The sequence below is a fragment of the Brevundimonas sp. ABV4_179 genome, from assembly GCF_056311945.1.
In genome coordinates this window covers 403238-421095 of record NZ_CM149976.1, presented here as the reverse complement: position 1 = coordinate 421095, position 17858 = coordinate 403238, and the positions used below count along the sequence as shown (strand labels likewise).

Below are 17858 nucleotides of genomic sequence, written 5' to 3'. Positions count from 1 at the left end.
AGCAAAGGCGATTGATCCGTCCACACATCAGCTTCACGCCATATCGCGGCCAGCGATTAGAGGACGTGGAACCGTTCTCTGGTAAAATCTGTCTCGGGCCGCAAACCCTGGAACCTCTGGGATTATCGTCCTAAACAAAGCGATTGCTCTTCGCATCGCAAAACGATAATATCGCGCCTGCGAAATGGACCCGGCTGGACCGGGTGGCTATCCTGGGCGCCGATCCCTCAGGGACACCGGGTGAGATTGGAGGGAAAGCCCTCTCTTGCCCATCCAACCGAACTGAATACACATGACAATATTAGCTTCGGCTCGCCAGCAATGGCTTGCCAACCCGCGCCGCGATATCCTCGCTGGTACGGTCGTTGCCCTCGCGCTCATTCCTGAGGCGATCGCCTTCTCCATCATCGCGGGTGTCGATCCCGCAGTTGGCCTCTACGCAAGCTTCATCATCGCTGTGACAATCGCCTTTGTGGGCGGGCGTCCCGCAATGATTTCAGCAGCCACGGGAGCTATGGCTCTTCTGATGGTCACTCTCGTGAAGGATCACGGGATTGAATATCTTTTTGCAGCTTCGCTGCTTACGGGGGTCTTCCAGATACTGATCGGCATCGCGCGGCTGGGCCGTTACATCAAGTTTGTCTCGCGGTCAGTCATGACAGGCTTCGTGAACTCTCTCGCGATCCTGATCTTCCTCGCGCAGATGCCGGAACTGATCGGCGCAAACTGGCAGACCTTCGCAATGGTCGGCGCGGGCCTCGCCATCATCTACGGCTTTCCGCTCGTTACTAAAACGGTCCCCTCCGCATTGGTCTCTATCGTGGTGCTGAGCGCCGCAGCGATCATGATGGGCCTGGACGTCCGCACAGTCGGCGACATGGGCCAAATGCCCTCTACGCTGCCAGTCTTCCATTTGCCTGCTGTTCCCCTGACTTGGGAAACATTCACGATCATCGCGCCAGTGGCCGGTACGCTTGCGTTCGTGGGCCTCTTGGAGTCTCTCCTCACCGCTAACCTTATCGACGACCTGACCGACACTGCGTCGGATAAGGACCGCGAAACGCGTGGCCAAGGCATTGCCAATATCGCCGCTTCCCTCTTCGGCGGCATGGCTGGCTGCGCCATGATCGGGCAGTCGATTATCAATGTCACGTCAGGCGCTCGCGGGCGGCTCTCGACCCTTTGGGCTGGCCTGTTCCTTCTCTTTCTCATCCTCGTGCTGCGCGATTGGGTCGCGCAAATCCCGATGGCCGCACTCGTCGCCGTTATGATTATGGTGTCGATCGGTACATTCGATTGGAAGTCGGTTGTAAATCTCCGTTCGACGCCTGTTCAGTCCTCAATCGTCATGATCGCAACGACGGTCACAGTCGTTCTGACGCACGACCTCTCCAAGGGTGTCATCCTGGGTGTGCTGCTCTCGGCAGTGTTCTTCATGCGCAAGGTCGGAAAGACTATCCGCGTCGAAGAAATCGAAACGCCGGAGGAAGGCGTTCTCCGCTACCGCGTTTCAGGACAGTTGTTCTTCGCATCAGCCGATTATTTTGCAGCGGCTTTCGAATATCACGGCCATCCGAAGCGCGTCGAAATCGACATGACAGATGCTCATCTTTGGGATCTGACGGGTGTTGCCGCAGTCGATAAGGTCGTCTTCCGGTACCGCCGACTTGGCGCAGAGGTCGATGTAACTGGCATGAACGAAGCCGGGAAAACGCTTGTCGGAAAGGTTGGCCGTCACGACAAGAGCCATCTACCAGTGGGGCTATCGCACTAGCTGGGCGATCCCATTCGGGACGGGCTTTAGGCTTACGCCCCGAGCTTCCGGCTTTGCCGGAATCTCGGCCCTCTCGGGTGACTATCCCTATCGCGAAGAGCTAAGGGGCCTCCGTCCCTGGCGCGACGCCAGCCCAAGCCAAGATGGGACTTTGTCGGTTTCCCCAACCTTCCTCCGTGCAGGTTGGGTGATCCCCCTCCGACAAACTCGGCTGGCGTCTTTCCTCCCCCGGTCTCGCCGACGGGCAAGGGTTGCAGCGCAACCCAAGCTCAAGGAGGCAGACATGAAGCGCGACTATGTCATCACCCGCTCAAACTGGAACGGCATCGAAATCGAGATTCGCTGGAAAAGGAACTACCTCGTCTATGACGACCATACGCACATGGCACATCTTGAGGTGATGAGCGTGAAGCCGGAACGGGCTCCGCTTCCCATTACCGAGACGGGCTACAAATCTCATTTTACCCATGTTGCAGCCGTCGATGGATATGACAGCCCCGAGGCTTTCGTCGAGGCATGGCTCGATCATGCGTCAGGCAAACAGGAATGGCGTGAAGCACAGTCCGCGAGAGCGCAGCTCTCGCTGTTCTGAAGGCCTATGCCGTCAGTCTTTCAGAACGGGATATCGTCACCGCCATCGTCGCTGGACCAGTCAGACGGCTCCTCGCAGAGCACCCGCTCATAGATGAGCTCATCGAAGAAGAGCTCGATCCTTTGCGTGAGAGGCATGGCGTCGAAAACGCCATCTGCATATCGCTCGCCTGTCAAACGGATGAGCGCGTTCCAAGTCACTTCAGACAGCACGATCGAGACGGCCGCAGCATCGCCCGAGAGGTAGCGATCGGACCAGTCAAGCATGAGTGCGGCTTTGCGATCAGGCACAGGGCATCCTCTCCAAGGTCATTGCGCCCTGTAGGGAAGCGCATGCCCCGAAGTGGGAAAAAGCCCCGAGCTGACGCTTAGGGCTCCAAGCGGCGGCGCATCTCGGCCTTTATGAGTGCGAGTAGCGCGTTTGCTTCAGCCGCTTCGGATTTCGGTTCGGCCTCGACCGAAAGACGCTCCGTTGCAAGCATGAAGAGCGCGGAAAGCTGGGAGTTGGATTTTATAGCGAGATCGCTGCGAGTGAATTTGAACATGCTGTCCTCCATTCGTCGCCGCCCACAATGGGCTGCGTTGGAGGGACGTGAATCCGCATCGGAAAGGACTGCATCCTACGGATCGCAACGTCAGTGCAGAAGGCCGCAGCGCCTTGCAGCCAAATGCTCCGAGAAGGGTACGGTCTGGAAATGCCGGACAATGTGACGGCGACGAGAGGAGAGCTCACTCATCGCCGCGCTAGCTATTCAACGATCCTGATTGCCGCCTTAGTCTTCAGCCGGGAGCCTCGGGCGGGAGCCTCGCAGAAGCAGATAGCCAAGAACTCCAGAAAGGATCGACCCGCAAAGGACGCCGATCTTAAGCCCGCTCTGAAGCTCGATGCTCTCGGGGAATGCCAGCAGACCGATGAACAGGCTCATCGTGAAGCCAATCCCACACAAAAGAGAGATACCGTAAAGCTGCATCCAGCTTGCGTATTTAGGAAGCTCGGCCCAGCCCATACGGATCACCAGCGCAGCCATTGCAAAGATGCCGACCTGCTTTCCGAGGAACAGTCCGGCAGCAATCCCAAGCGGCACAGGCTGAGTGAGATCGTTAGCAGATACACCAGCGAGCGACACACCAGCATTGGCGAAACCAAAGATCGGTAGAATGACGAACGTCACCCAAGGCGCGATACCGTGCTCCAGTTTGTGAAGGGGCGACGATGCGTCATCGGGCGCAGCCTTGGAGCGCTTGAGCGGGATTGTCAGTGCGAGCACAACACCCGCGAGCGTCGCATGAACACCGGATTGCAAGACGAGAAACCAGAGAACCCCGCCCAGGACGATATACGGGATCAGACTTGTGACACCTCGCTTGTTGAGCAGGAAGAGTGCGATTGTTACTGCCGCCGCAGCAGCCAGCATCAGAGGCTGCAATCCGCTCGTGTAGAAAAGCGCGATGATAACCACGGCCCCGAGATCATCGATGATTGCGAGAGCGGTCAGGAAAATCTTGAGGGACGTCGGAACGCGAGACCCGAGCAGCGAAAGCACGCCAAGCGCAAAGGCAATGTCCGTCGCCGCTGGGATCGCCCAACCATTCGGGTGCCCGAGATTACCCTGATTGAATGCGAGATAGATCAGCGCAGGGCCGATCATCCCACCCAGAGCCGCCGCTCCGGGGAGCACACGGCGAGACCAAGTCGATAACTCCCCGTCGAGCACCTCCCGCTTGATTTCAAGACCGACCATCAGGAAAAAAACCGCCATCAGCGCGTCATTTACCCAATGAAGGACTGATAGGCCTCCGACATAGCTATGCAAAAGGTTTGCATAGACCCCGCCGAGCGGAGAGTTGGCGACGATAAGAGCAAGGGCCGCAGCAGCCATCAAAACGAGACCACCACTCGAAGAACTATCGAGAAAGCGTCTCAGGACTGACTTGGAAAAATGAGATTTCGGCTGATGATTGGCTTGCATGCACACTCCGGAGCAACGGGTTAACGTTTCTCCGTATTCGAGCGATAGCCCGGGCGCACGCAGCACACGCCTATGGCAAATATAGAAAAATCGACCCCTGCTATCAAGGTAAAATGGATCAAACTGCCTAGCGTCCTAGCTCCAGCCCGCGCCCATAGTCTCTGCTCTGCCCGGCTCGGGCCATCTCTCGAAACTCGACCGCGTGCCTGTAAAGCTTAAGCACTTGCGTTGCGTGCTGAGTACGCTTGGCAGCTATCTCGACCTGAAGCGCTCGCCGCTCCGCCATCTGTTGGCGAAGCAGTTCGTCTCTCTGGTTCCGGTCGCGTTGGACAGCCAGAAGCGCATCGCGTTCATTCTCGCGGCGCTGCTTCCAATAGCGTCCTGTCAGCACGTCCCACGCGCCCTTGATGCCGTGCCTGATCTTCGAAGCCCTGTCGGCCTGCTCGGATTTTAGCCGCTTGGCCTGGCCTGCCTGCAAACGCTGGCGCTCTACCTTATGCTGCGTCTGAAGAGCCTGTTTTCGCTCATGCAGCGGCTTCATCGCACTCGATGCGATGCGCTTGGCTTCAGCAATATGAGATTTCATACGAGCGGCCATGTCGCCACCCAGCGCAGAGAGGCGCTCGGAGATACTCGGCAGCGAAGCGGGGTCGCCAAGTCGCGCCGCGACTTCTTTCATCCTCACGCCTGTCAGACGCGACAAGGCGAAGACGTCACCGTTGAGCGTAACCGCGACATGGCTACGCCTGTCGCCTCTCGCCAGAAACAGGCCGCGCTCCTCAAGAGCGCGGGTAAAGGCGGCGCTATTGTCCGACATCGCCCACGCTTCCTGGGCCAAACCTTTGAGCTGCTTCGCATCGAGACCAGCTCGGTTGGCCTGTTGCCACTCTTCCAAGGTGAAGTTTCGCGGATCGCGCTGTTCCCGGCTCTCGAAGCCCTTCGGCAATTCCCATCCGTTTTCGATGAAGAGCTGCTTCGCCACATCGCGCAGCTTGCTTTTGAAAAAGGGAAGCGGCTTCGCGCTCATCGTCTGGGCGTCGATCCGCGACCAGACCGCGTGGCAGTGACGACGCCCCTCCTTCTCGTGAAAGACGATGACACGAGGCTGATCGATGAGTCCCATCTTCTCCTCGATCAGGCGAAGAGCCCGCTCGAAAACTTCGACCCCGGCGCTTTCAGACGCCGGGGGATTAAGGGACACAGAGAAAAGATATTGCTGGCAGCGAGTGCCCTTTGAGAGGGCTTGAGCCTCTTTCATGGCCCCGAGAACGGTTTCGGACACAAAACCGGAAACCTCATGGACCTCGACATGCTCGTTCTGATCCTCCCGAAGGAGATGAAGCCCAAGCTGTTTTCCGCCGCTGCGTTGTGAGCCCTTCAAGATCATGACGGCTCCAGATTGAGAGCCTCCAGCAGCAGCTTCCGCATCTCGGCAATGTCCGCCGCCGCTTCGTTCAAAAGTCGCTCCGTCTCAGGGGTAAAGGGCAGACTGCCGGAATTCGCAGCTCTCGCGAGCTGGTTCATGTTGTTGGCAAGCCGCGACTGACCAAGCAGCGCCAAAAGCTGACTCAGGGCCTGATGGTCTTTGACCGGATGCTTACCCCGCGACTTTGGCGCAGGGCTCTCGGGATCAAACAGCCGCCAGCGAATATAGGCGGCGAGCGACATACCTGCCGCTTCCCGATCGAGCCGCATTTTTTCCTCAAACGACATGCGGAGCGAAACGGGCTGAAGCGAGCGGGCCGGAGCAGCTGGAGCCTCATCAGCTATCCGGCTCCCTGACTCGTTATTGAAAATGCCCGATATCGGGCTAGGCGGTCTTCGCCTTGCCATTTCGTGCCCCGTACATCTGGCGGCCCATTACAGGGCGCTCGCAGGTGTTTTCGGGGAGAGAGGCAGGCTTGGCGGGAGAAACCTGACCGAGGGACGTGTCCCTCAAAATCAGGTTCCAATCCGCGAGCTGAGAGAACAAGTCGTTCGACTCATCCCCTTCAGGGTGCACCCAATCCCAGATTTGCCAATGCCTGATAGCCTTCTCAATCGGACGGCCGAGTCTGGCGCTCAGTTTCCGCTTTGGGGAGACTTCGACAACGGTGGGCCGAAACGTGCATTCAGCCACTCGCGCCAGGCCGCGTCCAGTTCAGCTAGCGATCCAGGCAGATCGCGCGCGGAGCCGTTGGCGGCCAGCCAGCCCTCAAAGTTCTGACCTTCAGCCAAGCCCTCGGCGATGGTCTTGAACACCAGCGGGTCTCCGGTTCGGTCGAGCAGAAAGTCCGCGAACATCCGGCCCTGCGGATAATACATGGCGGCCTCGGCGACGCTGGCCAGCGCGGCTTGGTCGCTGGATGTGATCACCCGCATCGTAACCCCGCCCGCAGGCGAACTTTCGGTCGGCCGTATGTCCGGACGGCTCTGGGCGGGATGCTCGCGTGACAGGAAGCGGGGCAGGTCGATCAGATGGGCGACGGGGTAAGTGGCCAAAGCGCCGGAGCCTCGCCCTTGATAAGCGTCGCGAAATACCTTCCGCCGCTCCTCCGCGCCGTCTCCGCTTTCCATCAGCATTGCCGAAATCTCGTCGAGCCAATCAGGGCCGGGGCCGCCGTAGTGACCTTGGGCGACGCCCTGATGACCGGGCCAGAAGGCGCTGATGAACCAGCCGTGGCCCAGTTCGTGCGGCACCACCTGAGCCTCCCTGGCGTCCAATTCCAGCCGCCCCAAACGCCGCGCGGCCACCGCGCGGTCCCCAGCGGCAGAAGCAGTTTGCTCATCCAGGCCTTGCCGCCGGGCAGCAGCCTCAGCGCTGGTACGGGTGGCCGTTGTAACTTGTCGAACGTAGTCCGCATGGGTGAACCAGATCAGCGCCCGCGCGAACCCAGCCCCCTGGAGCTCCGCCCTCGGATCGGGGACGCCGTCCAACTCGACGGCCTCCAGTATGATATAGAGCGGGGCATCCCGGCCAAAGTGGGCCCTGAAGCGTCCTTCCCCGGCTTCGCCCAGCCGCGACAGCTGCGCAGCCCTGTCCATGTCAGCGGCAAGAGCGACGCCGGCCGATGTGCCCACGCAGGCGAGGCCGGCGGCAGCGGGACCCAAGGCGGTCCGCGCCTTGGCGCATAGGTCTTCGGCCGAGGCGGGCGTTGCTAAGGCGATCGCGGCGCCGCAGGCGAACGCGGCGTGGAATCTGAACATGGGAGCCTCCATCTGATAAGTCTCAGATGACCGGCTCGCAGCGCCGGCTGATGTCACGATCTTGTCGGCCTGATGAAGGCCGGACATAAACCGGCTACACGGACAGCCCACTCTCTGACGATGCACTCAGGAGCTTCTATGGCGCCGCCCGCCGTGATCGTGGTCGATGACGACCACAGCGTCCGCGACGCCCTGTGCGAATATCTCTGCAATCAGGGTTTCGCCACGCGCGGGGCGGTGGATGCTCGGGAGATGGATCGGCAACTGGTCGAGAAGCCTGCCGATCTGATCGTACTCGATCTGATGCTGCCGGGAGAAGACGGGCTGTCGATCTGCCGGCGGCTTGCGCGGGACGGCCAAGCCGTCCTCATGCTCAGCGCGCTCGGCTCGACCGTGGACAGGGTGGTGGGGCTGGAACTGGGCGCATCGGACTATCTGGCGAAGCCTTTCGACCCCCGGGAGCTGCTGGCGCGGGTGCGCGCGGTGCTGAGGCGCGGCCGGCCGCCCGAGAAGACCGGACAGACCCGCCAGCTTGTGTTCGAAAACTGGACCCTGGATGTCAACGAACGGCTTCTACTTTCGCCGGAGGGCGAGATGGTCGCCCTCACGGCGAGAGATTACAGGCTGCTCCGCATCTTTTTGGACCGACCCCGCCGGCTGTTGTCGCGGGAGCAGCTGCTGGACCTGCTCGACGAGACCGGCGCTGACTCCTTCGACCGGACGATCGATCTGGCGGTCAGCCGCCTGCGCAGGAAGCTGGGACCGGCAGCCGCTTTCATCGAGACGGTGCGTGGGGAGGGGTATCGGCTCGCCGTGCCGGTGATGCGCCAGTGACATCCCGGTCGATCTTGTTCCAGATCGGCGTTCTGGCGTTGGCGATCGTCCTGCTGGTCCAGGCAGTCAGCGTCGCGGTCGTCCTGGTGACGCCGCCTCCGGCGCCGTCGAGGATGAGTCCGTTTCGGGTCGCCCAGGCGCTTCGGGATCCGGATGTCGCCCGCCAGGAGGGCTGGCGGCGGGTCGAGACGCGTGAAGCGCCGTTCGAGACCACAGCGGGAACGGGCGCGCTCTTGGGGTCCGGGATCGCGGCCACGATGGGCGGCGATATCGAGCGCGTCCGCGTCCGCCTCGACGCCGCGTCGGCTCCTGCCTCTTCGCAATCCAGTGTCACAGTGAGGATGGCGACACCGACGGGCGAGACCGTTGTGCGCCGGTCCGCCATGTCGTCTTCGAGTGTGAACGCTATGGTGGGCGCCGCGCTCATGTCCCCTGACTTCAGCCTGCCAGCCTTCGAGGCGGCGTGGCGACAATCCAGCAGCCAGTGGATTGTCATTCGCCCCGCCGAGAACGCCATGGGGCGATGGATCGCACGCTTGGCGCTGATGCTGGGGCTCAGCCTGTTGCTGATCGCGCCGATCACCTGGTGGGCTGCGCGCCGGCTTACGCGACCGGTCCGCGCCTTGGCCCTGGCGGCCGCGGAAGTTCAGATCGAACGCCCGATCCTCGCTGATTTTTCTAGCGGTCCCAGCGAGGTCACAGCGGTCGCCGCCGCCTTGGACGCGATGCGCACCCGGCTCGAGGGCCAACTGCGCCAGCGCATGCGCATGTTGACCGCCGTGGCGCATGATTTGCGCACGCCCCTGACCGGCCTTCGGCTGCGCGCCGAACAGGCCCCGCCGTCCGCCCGTGACCGGATGGTTCAGGACATTGCGCGCATGGATGCCATGATCTCGGAAATCCTGGAGTATGCGGCGGCTCAGTCGGGCGTTGCCGCGCAGACTGTCACGGTTGATTTGGTTGAGGTGGCCAAGCACGTTGCTGACGAGTTCGCGCCTGGATCAGTGTCGCTGAGCGTAACGGGCCGAGCCCCGGTTGAGGCAGGCCCCGAGCGAGTCCGCCGCGTCCTGCTCAACCTGGTGCAAAACGCCCTGCGCTACGGTGAAGACGTCGTAGTAGAGGTCGATGCTGACCCCGAATGGTCGATCGTGCGTGTGCTGGACCGTGGGCCTGGCCTTGACGCCTCTGACCTAGAGGTGGTGTTCGAGCCCTTCTATCGTTTGGAAGGCTCAAGGAACCGGGAAACGGGCGGTGTTGGGCTGGGTTTGTCGATTGCGCGCGAACTGGCCGCAGTCGATGGTGGCGCGGTCGAGCTCCAGCAGAGGCGCGGTGGAGGACTGGCCGCAGTGCTCAGGTATCCCGGTCGCTCGAAGTGGCCATCAAGCGCGGTGCGAAACTGAGCTCTTCGCTGCTCGGCGAGCTTCAGAACATCGCGGTGCTGGTGGGATTGTTTCAAGCCCAACCGCTTTGGGCAATGTCCACAAAGGGTCGGTTTGCGACCATGGCTTCCGACCAGAATGCAGATATTCAGGTCTATCAAGCTGCCCAGCCGACCACGGCGGAATAGTTCTCAGCTTCGTCCAAGGCGGTGCGCCATCTCTTTTCGTATGTCACGGTTAGGCGAATTCTGGTCTTCCCGGAGAGCGCCGCGAGGCGCTGGAAAAGCGCGCCGCGCACTTAGATTGTCCCAACGTTGATGTGGCGCGAGATTGCGGCCAAATCTCCAACCCCGGCACCCAGCGAGCTGATCTAATGGAGCGTCGCCTTATGGCGCCTATGCAGGAACAGAGATCGGCGGCGCCAAGACCCTGGTCGGCTTCGGCAGCGGCGCCAACGATCTGAGCGCGGTCGTTCGCATCGAGACGACGACGCCACAGGCGACGATGACCGCCGTCGCGGATATGTCGCGCGCCCGCACCTACAGCGAGGGTCCGAAGGGCGTGGGGGTGGCCAGTTTCGGCCAGTTTCGGCCCGGTTCGGGTTGCGCCCGACGCGACCGACTATGGCCGCATTCTGAAGACGCCAAAGTCGGCTTGGTCCGGCGCTGATCTTCTGGCGCCTCACCTTATCGGCGAAGACGCTCTGCGGGACGACATCCAGCCGCCCCACCTCGGCGCCCGCTACGGCGTGCTGGGCGCGCTCATATTGGCCCAAGACGGTGTACGAAGCCGCTTTGTCTTCAAGCGCGGTCGTTTCGCGAGAGGGTTTTCCAGCATGCTTGGGTGAAGCCTTAAGACGACGCCATACCTTTGAACTTAATGCTGTTTGCAGCTTCCTGCCGCGTATTTGCGGCCGATCGAGGAGGCCGTAGCGCACTGGCGACCGCAGGTTTCGGGCATTCGAAACAGCGCATCGCCTTAAGTCAGGTCATGTCTCGGCCTGTAAACCCAACGGCCACACGAACTCTTAACCGTGAGCGCTTTACAACCTGAGGGTGATCTTGAGGTTGGGATGCGTATGTATCGCTTCAGTCTTCACGAAAGACGGTTCCAGGGGCGTCAAGGCGCGGCGGCGGTGGAGTTCGCCCTGGTGGGGCCGGTCCTGATCCTGCTGCTGATTGGGATCGTCGTTTATGGCGGTTGGTTTCTGACGGCGCAGACGGTTCAGGCGGTGGCGTCGGAGGGGGCGCGGGCGGCGATCGGGGGGCTGAATGCGGCCGAGCGCGAGGGACTGGTGCGTGGCGAGGTGGCAGGCGCCGTGCATGGCGTGGCGCTGAAGCCTGAACGCACGACCGTCCAGGTGGCGGAGGAGGCCGGGCGGCTGCGTGTCGTCGTGGTCTATGACGCCAGCGACAGTCCCCTGATGCTGATGGGCGGCATGCTGCCCCGGCCGCCGGCGGTCATCCGCCGCGTCGCCGTGATCCAGGTCGGCGATCCGTCGTGATCCGTTTCTCCGCCCGTTTCGCCCAGGATCGGCGCGGCGCGGTCGCGGTGATAGCGGCGGTTGCGGGCGGGCTTTTGTGTCTGTTGACTGCTGCGGTCATCGATCTGGGCGTTCTGGTGCTGCACATCCGCAGGGTGCAGGGCGCTGCGGACCTGGCGGCCTTGTCGGCCGTGCGTGTGCTGGATCGTGGCGAGGGCGCGGTGCGGGATGCGGCGGACCGGACGGTCCAGGCCAATGTCGCGCCCGAGGCGGTGGTGTCCGTCTCAACCACGTTGGGCGTCTATACTCCCGATCCAAAGATCGACCGCGCCCAGCGCTTTCGGCCCGGCGGCGCGGCGAACGCCGCGCAGGTGGAGGCGACCAGCCCCGCGCCGATGTTCTTCGCCTCTCTGCTGCTGGGTCGGGACAAGGTCGTGGTCAAGCGCCGCGCCGTCGCTGCGCGCATGGGCGGGGCTCCGCCCAAGGCCATGTTCTCGATCGGGTCTCGCCTGGCGCGGTTGGACGGCGGCGTGGCCAACCAGCTGTTGAGCGGCCTGACCGGATCGAAGGTGTCGCTCAGCGTCATGGACTATCGCCGGCTGGTGGATCTGGACGTCAATCTGCTGGGATTCACCGACGCCCTGGCGACCGATCTGGGGGTCAAGGTCGGCGACTACGACCGATTGCTGGCGACCCAGGTTGATGCGGGCCGCGTGCTGAAGGTGCTGGAGGGGCTGGCCGGCGGATCCGATGGCGGGGTGCTGGGCCGTCTGGCCTCGGTTTCGGCGGGGGTGAAGGTCGAACTGGGCGATCTGATCGGGGTCGACGCCCAGGCGCCGGACGGCATCCGCCAGGGGCTGGACGCCTCCGTTTCGGCCATGGACTTGATTTTCGCGATGTTGGAGATCGGCGGGGGAGAGCGCCAGGTCGCGCTGAATCTGGATGTGCCGGCCGGTCTGGCCGACCTGAAGACGACCCTGGCGATCGGCGAGCGGCCCAATCGGTCCCCGTGGCTGACGGTCACGTCCGATGGTCAGCCGGTCATTCGAACCGCCCAGACGCGGCTCTATGTCCGTGCGCGGACGGCTCAGGCTCTATCGGGCCTGGCCCGGGTCGAACTGCCGATATTGGTGCAGTTGGCGCCGTCCGAGGCGCGGCTGAAGTCCCTGGCGTGCGATCCGGCGCGGCGCGTCGATGTCGATGTGCGGCCCGGGCTGGCGCGCGCTTCGGTCGGGGTGGTGGACGAAGCGCGGGTCTCGGACTTCAAGACCGCTCTGACACCGCGTCCGGCGACCCTGCTTTCCGTGCTGGGACTGGTGTCGATCACCGCCAAGGCGGATATCGAAATCGCCGATGTCGGGTTCCGCCCCTTGAGGTTCGATGCGGCCGACATCCAGGCCCAGCGGACCAAGACCATGACTTCGCGCGGTCTGGCGACCGGCCTGGTGTCCAGCCTTTTGCAGCGGCTGGAGGTGACGGTGAATCTGGCTGGCCTAGGCCTGGGTTTGGGCGACCTGACCAAGGCCCTGGGGCTGTTGCTGACGCCATTGGGCCCGGTTCTGGACGGGGTGCTGAACCCGGTCCTGGATCTGCTGGGCCTGAAGCTGGGCGAGGCCGACGTCACCGTCCACGGCCTCTCCTGCCCGGATCAACAGAGATCCACGCCGCGTCTGGTCGGCTGAAGTGCGGGTTTAGCCGCGTGCGGGACGCAGACCCTCGGCCGAGGCCTGCTGCAGCGCGGGACGCTTCTGGCCGCCCGAGGCGATGATGCGGTCGATGCGGCTCTTTTCGGCCCGGAAGGCGGCCAGGTCGGCGCCGGCCAGTTCGGTGCCTTCCTGGGTGCGGACGCCGGCGGGATTGATCCGCTGGCCGTTGCGCCACAGTTCATAGTGCAGGTGCGGACCGGTCGAGGCGCCGGTGGAGCCGACATAGGCCACGATCTGGCCCTGGCTGACCCGCTGGCCGGCGCGGATGCCCGAGCCGTAGCGCGACAGGTGGCCGTAGCCGCTTTCCAGCCCGTTGTTGTGGCGGATGCGCAGCCAGTTGCCATAGCCGCCCCAGCGTCGCGCCTCGACCACAACGCCGTCGGCGGGGGCCACGACCGGGGTGCCGGTGCCGGCCGCGAAGTCGATGCCCTGGTGCATCTTCTTGTAGCCCGAGATCGGATGGGTGCGGAAACCGAAGTTGGAGCTGACCCGGCGGAAGCTTTGCAGCGGGGTGCGCATCATGGCCGAGCGCAGGTTCTTGCCGTTGGCGTCGAAGAACTGGGGCTCCTTGGCGCCCGCCGGCTTGAACCGATAGAAGGTCACGCCGCGCAGTTCGGCGTACATCAGGTCGCCCACGTTCACCGTGCGCCCGGCCTCGGTCACCTCGCGGTCGAAGACCATGGTGAACTCGTCGGTCGCGCGGATGTCGCGCTGCATGTCGAACTTGGTGGCGAACAGGCGGCTGGCCGAACGCACGATGGAGGCGGTGGCGCCCAGTTCGCGCGCGCTGGCCGACAGGCTGCGTTCCACGTCGCCTTTCACCACGACGGTCTCGTGGGTGACCTTTTCCTCCAGCGAGCGCAGGCGAAGCGCGCCGTCGAAGCTGCGCGACACGGTCAGCTGGGACGCCGGGCCGGTGCGCATGGTCAGGCCGATCAGGCGGGCGTCGCCCCGGCCGTCGCGGGGACGGGCGATGGCGGTCTCGAACTTCAGCCCGGCGCGCAGGTCGGCGAGATCGAAGGCGTTGGCGACGGTGGCGGCGACGGCGCTGGCTTCGGCGGGGGCGACGCCGGTGCGGCGCACGGCCTGTTCGAAGGTCTCGCCACGGCGGATCTGGACGGGAACGGCTTCCGGCGCGGTCAGGCCGGCGGGGGCGTTGGCGGCGGCGAAGGCCCTGGCCTCCATGGCGGCCATCTGGGCCGAACTCATGGCGGGAACTTCTTCGGCCTGCGCGGGTTGATAGGCTCTGCCGGCGATCATCGCGACCGAGATCGCGGCGACGGCGGTAAGTGCATGCGGCGCCAGGCGCATAGGCTGGCGGCGTGGGTCGAACTGAGCCATCGGTCCCCGTCGTATTGCGACGCCCAGCGGCGCCAAAGCTTTACTCGTTCTCGAAGTCCGCGCCTATCGCCCGTGGCGCGAAAGGCGGTCGTATAGCGTGCTCGACTCATTTTGGGAAGCAGACTGTTACAAAGCGTTAACGCGGCGCTTACCATGATCGCGCCTCTGGCGACGGCCGTGCCGGACCACGCCCCTTTCTCGCCCAGCTTGGCGGCCATTCACTCGCCCGCTTTCGACCAAGGGGCGCGCTTTGATCTTGTGCTTGGGGTCAGGATGGCGATGGTGGTCGCAACGCCGTTATAAAAAGCTGCCGATCGACCCGTTTGACCGACGCCCCGACATCCTCCGCCGATCCATCGTTCCCGCCCGCCCCCAAGCGCGGTTCCGGGCCGCGTCGCCCGCGCCGGGCCGCTCGCGTCGCCGCGACCGTGGGGCTGATCCTGATCCTGCTGATCGGCGTGGCGGCGGCCCTGCTGTATCTTAACCGCCGGGCGGTGGCGCGCGACGTGCTGGTCGGCTGGCTGGACCAGCGCGGCATTCCCGCCGACGTCGAGGTCGAGCGGATCGAGCTTGACGGCTTCGTGGGCCGCATCCGTATCGGCGATCCCGACAATCCCGACGTCACGGTGGAGCGGGCCGAGGTCGATTACGCCGTCGCCCTGCCATGGTCCAAGACCGGCCTGGGCGTCACCCCCAGCCGCATCCGCCTGGTCCGTCCGGTGGTCCGCGCCAGCTGGAAGGGCGGAAAGCTGTCTCTCGGGTCGCTGGACCCCTTGGTGAAAGAGTTCACCGGCGGTCCGCCCCGCCCGGATTCGCGCAGCCCCCTGGTCATCGTGGAGGGTGGGCGCGGGCGGCTGTCGACCGAATACGGGACAGTGGATCTGCTGGCCGACGCGCGGGTCGACAACGGCAAGCTGATGCGCCTGGCCGCGCGCTTGCCGACCAGCGCCCTGAAGAGCGGGCAGGTGGAGGCGTCCGGCCTGGCCGCCGCCCTGGATCTGACCACCACGGGCGACCGCGTCGCTGTGCGGCTGAACGCGACCGCGGACCGGTTCCGCACCCCTGCCGCCGACGGCCAGACGGCCGCCCTGACCTTGACCGGCGACCTGCCCTATCCCGATCTGAAGATCCGACGCGGCGACGGGCGCGCGGTGCTGGACGCGCGTCTGACCGGCGATGTCCTGGGCGCGCCGTCCGCCCGGGCGCGCGACGCCGAACTGACCGCGCGGTTCGCGGGCGCGGTGTCCGGCTGGATAGAGACCTTCCGCGTGGAGGGCGCGGCCGACGCCCGCCTGAACGCCCGCGCGGTCGAGGGGGCGGACCTCGGCGCCGGCGCCGTTTCGGCGGCGGTGTCCCAGGCGCGCGTCGAGATTTCCCGCGACGACGCCCTGCGCTGGAGCGTTCGGGCGCCGCTGTCCCTGACCGCCGGCTCGGCCCGCTCGGGCCAGACCCAGGTGCAGAATCTGGTCCTGTCGTCCGGCGGCCTGACCCTGGGCGGAAAGGATGCGGCCTTCGAGGCCACGGGCCCCCTCGCCGCCGCCTTCGACCGTTTCGGCTTCGGCGATCTGGCCCTGAAACGCGGTCGCGTCGATCTGGACCTGGATGTCGTCAGCGACGGCGCCGTGCATATCGACGCGCAAGGATCGCTGCGCGCCGCCGACGGCGCCTGGCCCCTGTTCGGCCCGGCCGCCCGCGACGACATCGTGGAGCTGGGCGAGATGAAGCGCGCCCTGTCCGCCTTCGCTCTGAACGCCCCGTCCATCCGGCTCTCGACCGGCTCTGGCGGAACGTCGGTGCAGTTGCCGCGTCCCGTGACGCTGGCGCCCGCCAACGGCGGGGTGCTGACCATCGCCCAGGCGGGGCAGGGCGTCTATCAGGCCGAGCCGGGCCGGCTGGGCGGCGGCGCCCTGACGTTGACGGCGACGCGCGGCAAGGGGCTGCCGGAACTGGCCGTCGCCGTGCCGGACTGGCGCCTGACCGAGGGTGGGTTCGAGGCGACGCTGGACGGCCGGGCGCGGCTGGACTTCGACCTGGCGCGCGGCGTCGACGCCCGCACGCGCGGCGTCCTGGCCCTGAACGACGGCCGCCTGACCTATTTCGCCAGGGACTGCGTGGACCTGACCGTCGAACGGCTGGAGATGGACGAGAACGACGTGCACCAGGTCGCGGGCCGGCTGTGCCCCGACGCGGGGCCGTTGCTGACGTCCAGGGACGGGGTATGGCGCGTCTCCGGCGGTTTCGACCGGCTGTCGGCCCAGGCGCCCTTCCTGGGGATGCGGTTCGCCGACGCCGCCGGCCGTCTGACCGTGGACGGGGCCAAGTCGGGCGTCGGCCTGCGCGCCAGCGTGGCGGACGGGCGGGTGATCGACGCCGAGACCCCCGAACGGTTCGAACCGCTGGCCGCCAACGGCGAGGTGGCCCTGGCCAATGAACGCTGGAGCGGCGCCTTCGACCTGAAGGGAACGGGCAAGGCGGCCGCCTATACGCTGGGGCGGCTGACCCTGGCCCATGACGGACGCATCGGCGCGGGCGGCATCGTGATTTCCGCCCCGAACGTGGTCTTCGCCGAACACGGCCTGCAGCCCGCCATGCTCAGCCCCCTGGTCGCCGACTTCATCCAGTCGCCGGTCGAGGGCTCGGTCGGGTTCGAAGGCCGCTTCGACTGGACCAAGGACGCCGAACCGACCTCCAGCGGCCGCCTGACCACGCCCGGCCTGGATTTCGTCAGCCCGGCCGGCGCGGTGAAGGGGCTGAAGGGCGATGTCGCCTTCACCAGCCTGACGCCCCTGATCACGGCCCCGAACCAGCATTTGACGGCCGACAGCCTGTCGGTCGGCGCGGAAGTCACGGCCCTGGACCTGACCTTCTCCATCGACCAGGCGGGCATCGTCATCGACGGCGCCCAGATCGTCGCCGGGGGCGGGTCCATCTCCATCGAGCCCCTGACCATCCCGCTGGACGCGACCCAGGCCTACAGCGGCGTGATCGTGCTGGATCGGGTGCAGCTGGGCGACCTGATCGCCGACACCGGCTTCGACGACAAGGTGCTGCTGGACGCGGTGGTCTCGGGCCGGCTGCCCTTCATCATGGACCCCAAGCGCGGCCTGAAGATCACCGCCGGCAAGCTGGAGGCGGTCCAGCCCGGTCGTCTGTCGATCAAGCGCGAGGTCCTGACCGATGTCGCGGCCAGCGGCGGCGGCGAGGAGGTGTCGGAGAACATGGTCGAGGACCTGGCCTATCAGGCCATGGAGAACCTGTCCTTCGATCAACTCAGCGCCGATGTGAACAGTTTGGACGGCGGCCGGATCGCGGTCCTGTTCCATATTCGCGGCCGACATGATCCGCCCCAGCGCCAGGAACTGCGCCTGACCCTGTCCGAACTGGTCAGCCGCAGCTTCCTGAACCGCAAACTGCCCCTGCCGTCCAATACCCAGATCGACCTGACGCTGGACACGACCCTGAACGCCAACCAGCTGATCTCGGACCTGATGGCCGTCAATCGCGCCCGCCAAGGCCAGCAGGAGGCCCAGCAGCAGGCCCAGCCCGACGCGCCCGCGCCTGTCCCGGCGGGTCGGCCGTGATCGCCGTGCGGCA

The 17858-nt window shown here is 64.8% G+C and carries 15 protein-coding genes and 1 other annotated feature; of the genes, 8 read left to right on the top strand and 7 right to left on the bottom strand.

Annotated elements, in window-relative coordinates; translation table 11 throughout:
• Positions 1 to 183 precede the first annotated feature (183 nt).
• Positions 184 to 237 (top strand) — a sequence feature (sul1 is cis-regulatory element that is thought to sense ions involved in sulfur or methionine metabolism; They are found in Alphaproteobacteria).
• Between the two features lie 55 nt (positions 238 to 292).
• A complete protein-coding gene (locus ACYX4P_RS02035; RefSeq protein WP_069336963.1) occupies positions 293 to 1774 on the top strand; it encodes a SulP family inorganic anion transporter in 1482 nt (493 codons plus the stop codon).
• Between the two features lie 283 nt (positions 1775 to 2057).
• Positions 2058 to 2366 (top strand): hypothetical protein, encoded by a 309-nt coding sequence (locus tag ACYX4P_RS02030; RefSeq protein WP_069336964.1) that lies wholly within the window; start codon positions 2058 to 2060, stop codon positions 2364 to 2366.
• Between the two features lie 20 nt (positions 2367 to 2386).
• Here ACYX4P_RS02030 and ACYX4P_RS02025 read toward each other — a convergent pair whose 3' ends face one another.
• The 6 genes from ACYX4P_RS02025 to ACYX4P_RS02000 all read right to left on the bottom strand — a co-directional run bounded on the left by ACYX4P_RS02025 (position 2387) and on the right by ACYX4P_RS02000 (position 7608).
• Positions 2387 to 2656, bottom strand: a complete 270-nt coding sequence (locus tag ACYX4P_RS02025) for a hypothetical protein (protein WP_170828677.1) — start codon at positions 2654 to 2656, stop codon at positions 2387 to 2389.
• Positions 2657 to 2733: 77 nt separating this feature from the next.
• A complete protein-coding gene (locus tag ACYX4P_RS02020; protein WP_170828678.1) occupies positions 2734 to 2910 on the bottom strand; it encodes a hypothetical protein in 177 nt (58 codons plus the stop codon).
• Between the two features lie 228 nt (positions 2911 to 3138).
• Entirely contained in the window at positions 3139 to 4335 is a 1197-nt protein-coding gene (gene nhaA / locus ACYX4P_RS02015; protein ID WP_069336967.1) for a Na+/H+ antiporter NhaA, read from the bottom strand.
• Positions 4336 to 4462: 127 nt separating this feature from the next.
• The gene (locus tag ACYX4P_RS02010) at positions 4463 to 5722 is read right to left on the bottom strand and encodes a relaxase/mobilization nuclease domain-containing protein (RefSeq protein WP_069336968.1); all 1260 of its coding nucleotides are present in this window, start codon (positions 5720 to 5722) and stop codon (positions 4463 to 4465) included.
• A complete protein-coding gene (locus tag ACYX4P_RS02005) occupies positions 5719 to 6030 on the bottom strand; it encodes a MobC domain-containing protein (protein ID WP_234792283.1) in 312 nt (103 codons plus the stop codon). Before ACYX4P_RS02005 ends, ACYX4P_RS02010 begins: the two co-directional genes overlap by 4 nt.
• A gap of 366 nt (positions 6031 to 6396) precedes the next feature.
• Positions 6397 to 7608 carry a hypothetical protein gene (locus ACYX4P_RS02000; protein ID WP_313431405.1) on the bottom strand — a complete coding sequence of 404 codons (1212 nt, stop codon included), beginning with the start codon at positions 7606 to 7608 and terminating at the stop codon, positions 6397 to 6399.
• A gap of 51 nt (positions 7609 to 7659) precedes the next feature.
• Between ACYX4P_RS02000 and ACYX4P_RS01995 the strand changes: the two genes are divergently transcribed.
• The 5 genes from ACYX4P_RS01995 to ACYX4P_RS01975 all read left to right on the top strand — a co-directional run bounded on the left by ACYX4P_RS01995 (position 7660) and on the right by ACYX4P_RS01975 (position 12899).
• On the top strand, positions 7660 to 8355 hold the full coding sequence (locus ACYX4P_RS01995) for a response regulator (protein ID WP_292047835.1): 696 nt from the start codon (positions 7660 to 7662) through the stop codon (positions 8353 to 8355).
• A gap of 14 nt (positions 8356 to 8369) precedes the next feature.
• Positions 8370 to 9755 carry a sensor histidine kinase gene (locus tag ACYX4P_RS01990; protein ID WP_292047833.1) on the top strand — a complete coding sequence of 462 codons (1386 nt, stop codon included), beginning with the start codon at positions 8370 to 8372 and terminating at the stop codon, positions 9753 to 9755.
• Positions 9728 to 9922 (top strand): hypothetical protein, encoded by a 195-nt coding sequence (locus ACYX4P_RS01985; RefSeq protein WP_292047830.1) that lies wholly within the window; start codon positions 9728 to 9730, stop codon positions 9920 to 9922. Before ACYX4P_RS01990 ends, ACYX4P_RS01985 begins: the two co-directional genes overlap by 28 nt.
• Before the next feature lie 884 nt (positions 9923 to 10806).
• Positions 10807 to 11238 (top strand): TadE/TadG family type IV pilus assembly protein, encoded by a 432-nt coding sequence (locus tag ACYX4P_RS01980; RefSeq protein ID WP_248120014.1) that lies wholly within the window; start codon positions 10807 to 10809, stop codon positions 11236 to 11238.
• A complete protein-coding gene (locus ACYX4P_RS01975; RefSeq protein ID WP_248120016.1) occupies positions 11235 to 12899 on the top strand; it encodes a TadG family pilus assembly protein in 1665 nt (554 codons plus the stop codon). The genes ACYX4P_RS01980 and ACYX4P_RS01975 overlap by 4 nt, the downstream gene beginning before the upstream one ends.
• A 9-nt stretch (positions 12900 to 12908) precedes the next feature.
• On the opposite strand, the gene ACYX4P_RS01970 is transcribed toward ACYX4P_RS01975, so the two are convergent.
• The gene (locus ACYX4P_RS01970; RefSeq protein WP_248120017.1) at positions 12909 to 14264 is read right to left on the bottom strand and encodes a M23 family metallopeptidase; all 1356 of its coding nucleotides are present in this window, start codon (positions 14262 to 14264) and stop codon (positions 12909 to 12911) included.
• Positions 14265 to 14587: 323 nt separating this feature from the next.
• Between ACYX4P_RS01970 and ACYX4P_RS01965 the strand changes: the two genes are divergently transcribed.
• The gene (locus tag ACYX4P_RS01965; RefSeq protein WP_248120019.1) at positions 14588 to 17845 is read left to right on the top strand and encodes an intermembrane phospholipid transport protein YdbH family protein; all 3258 of its coding nucleotides are present in this window, start codon (positions 14588 to 14590) and stop codon (positions 17843 to 17845) included.
• The last annotated feature ends 13 nt before the right edge of the window (positions 17846 to 17858 follow it).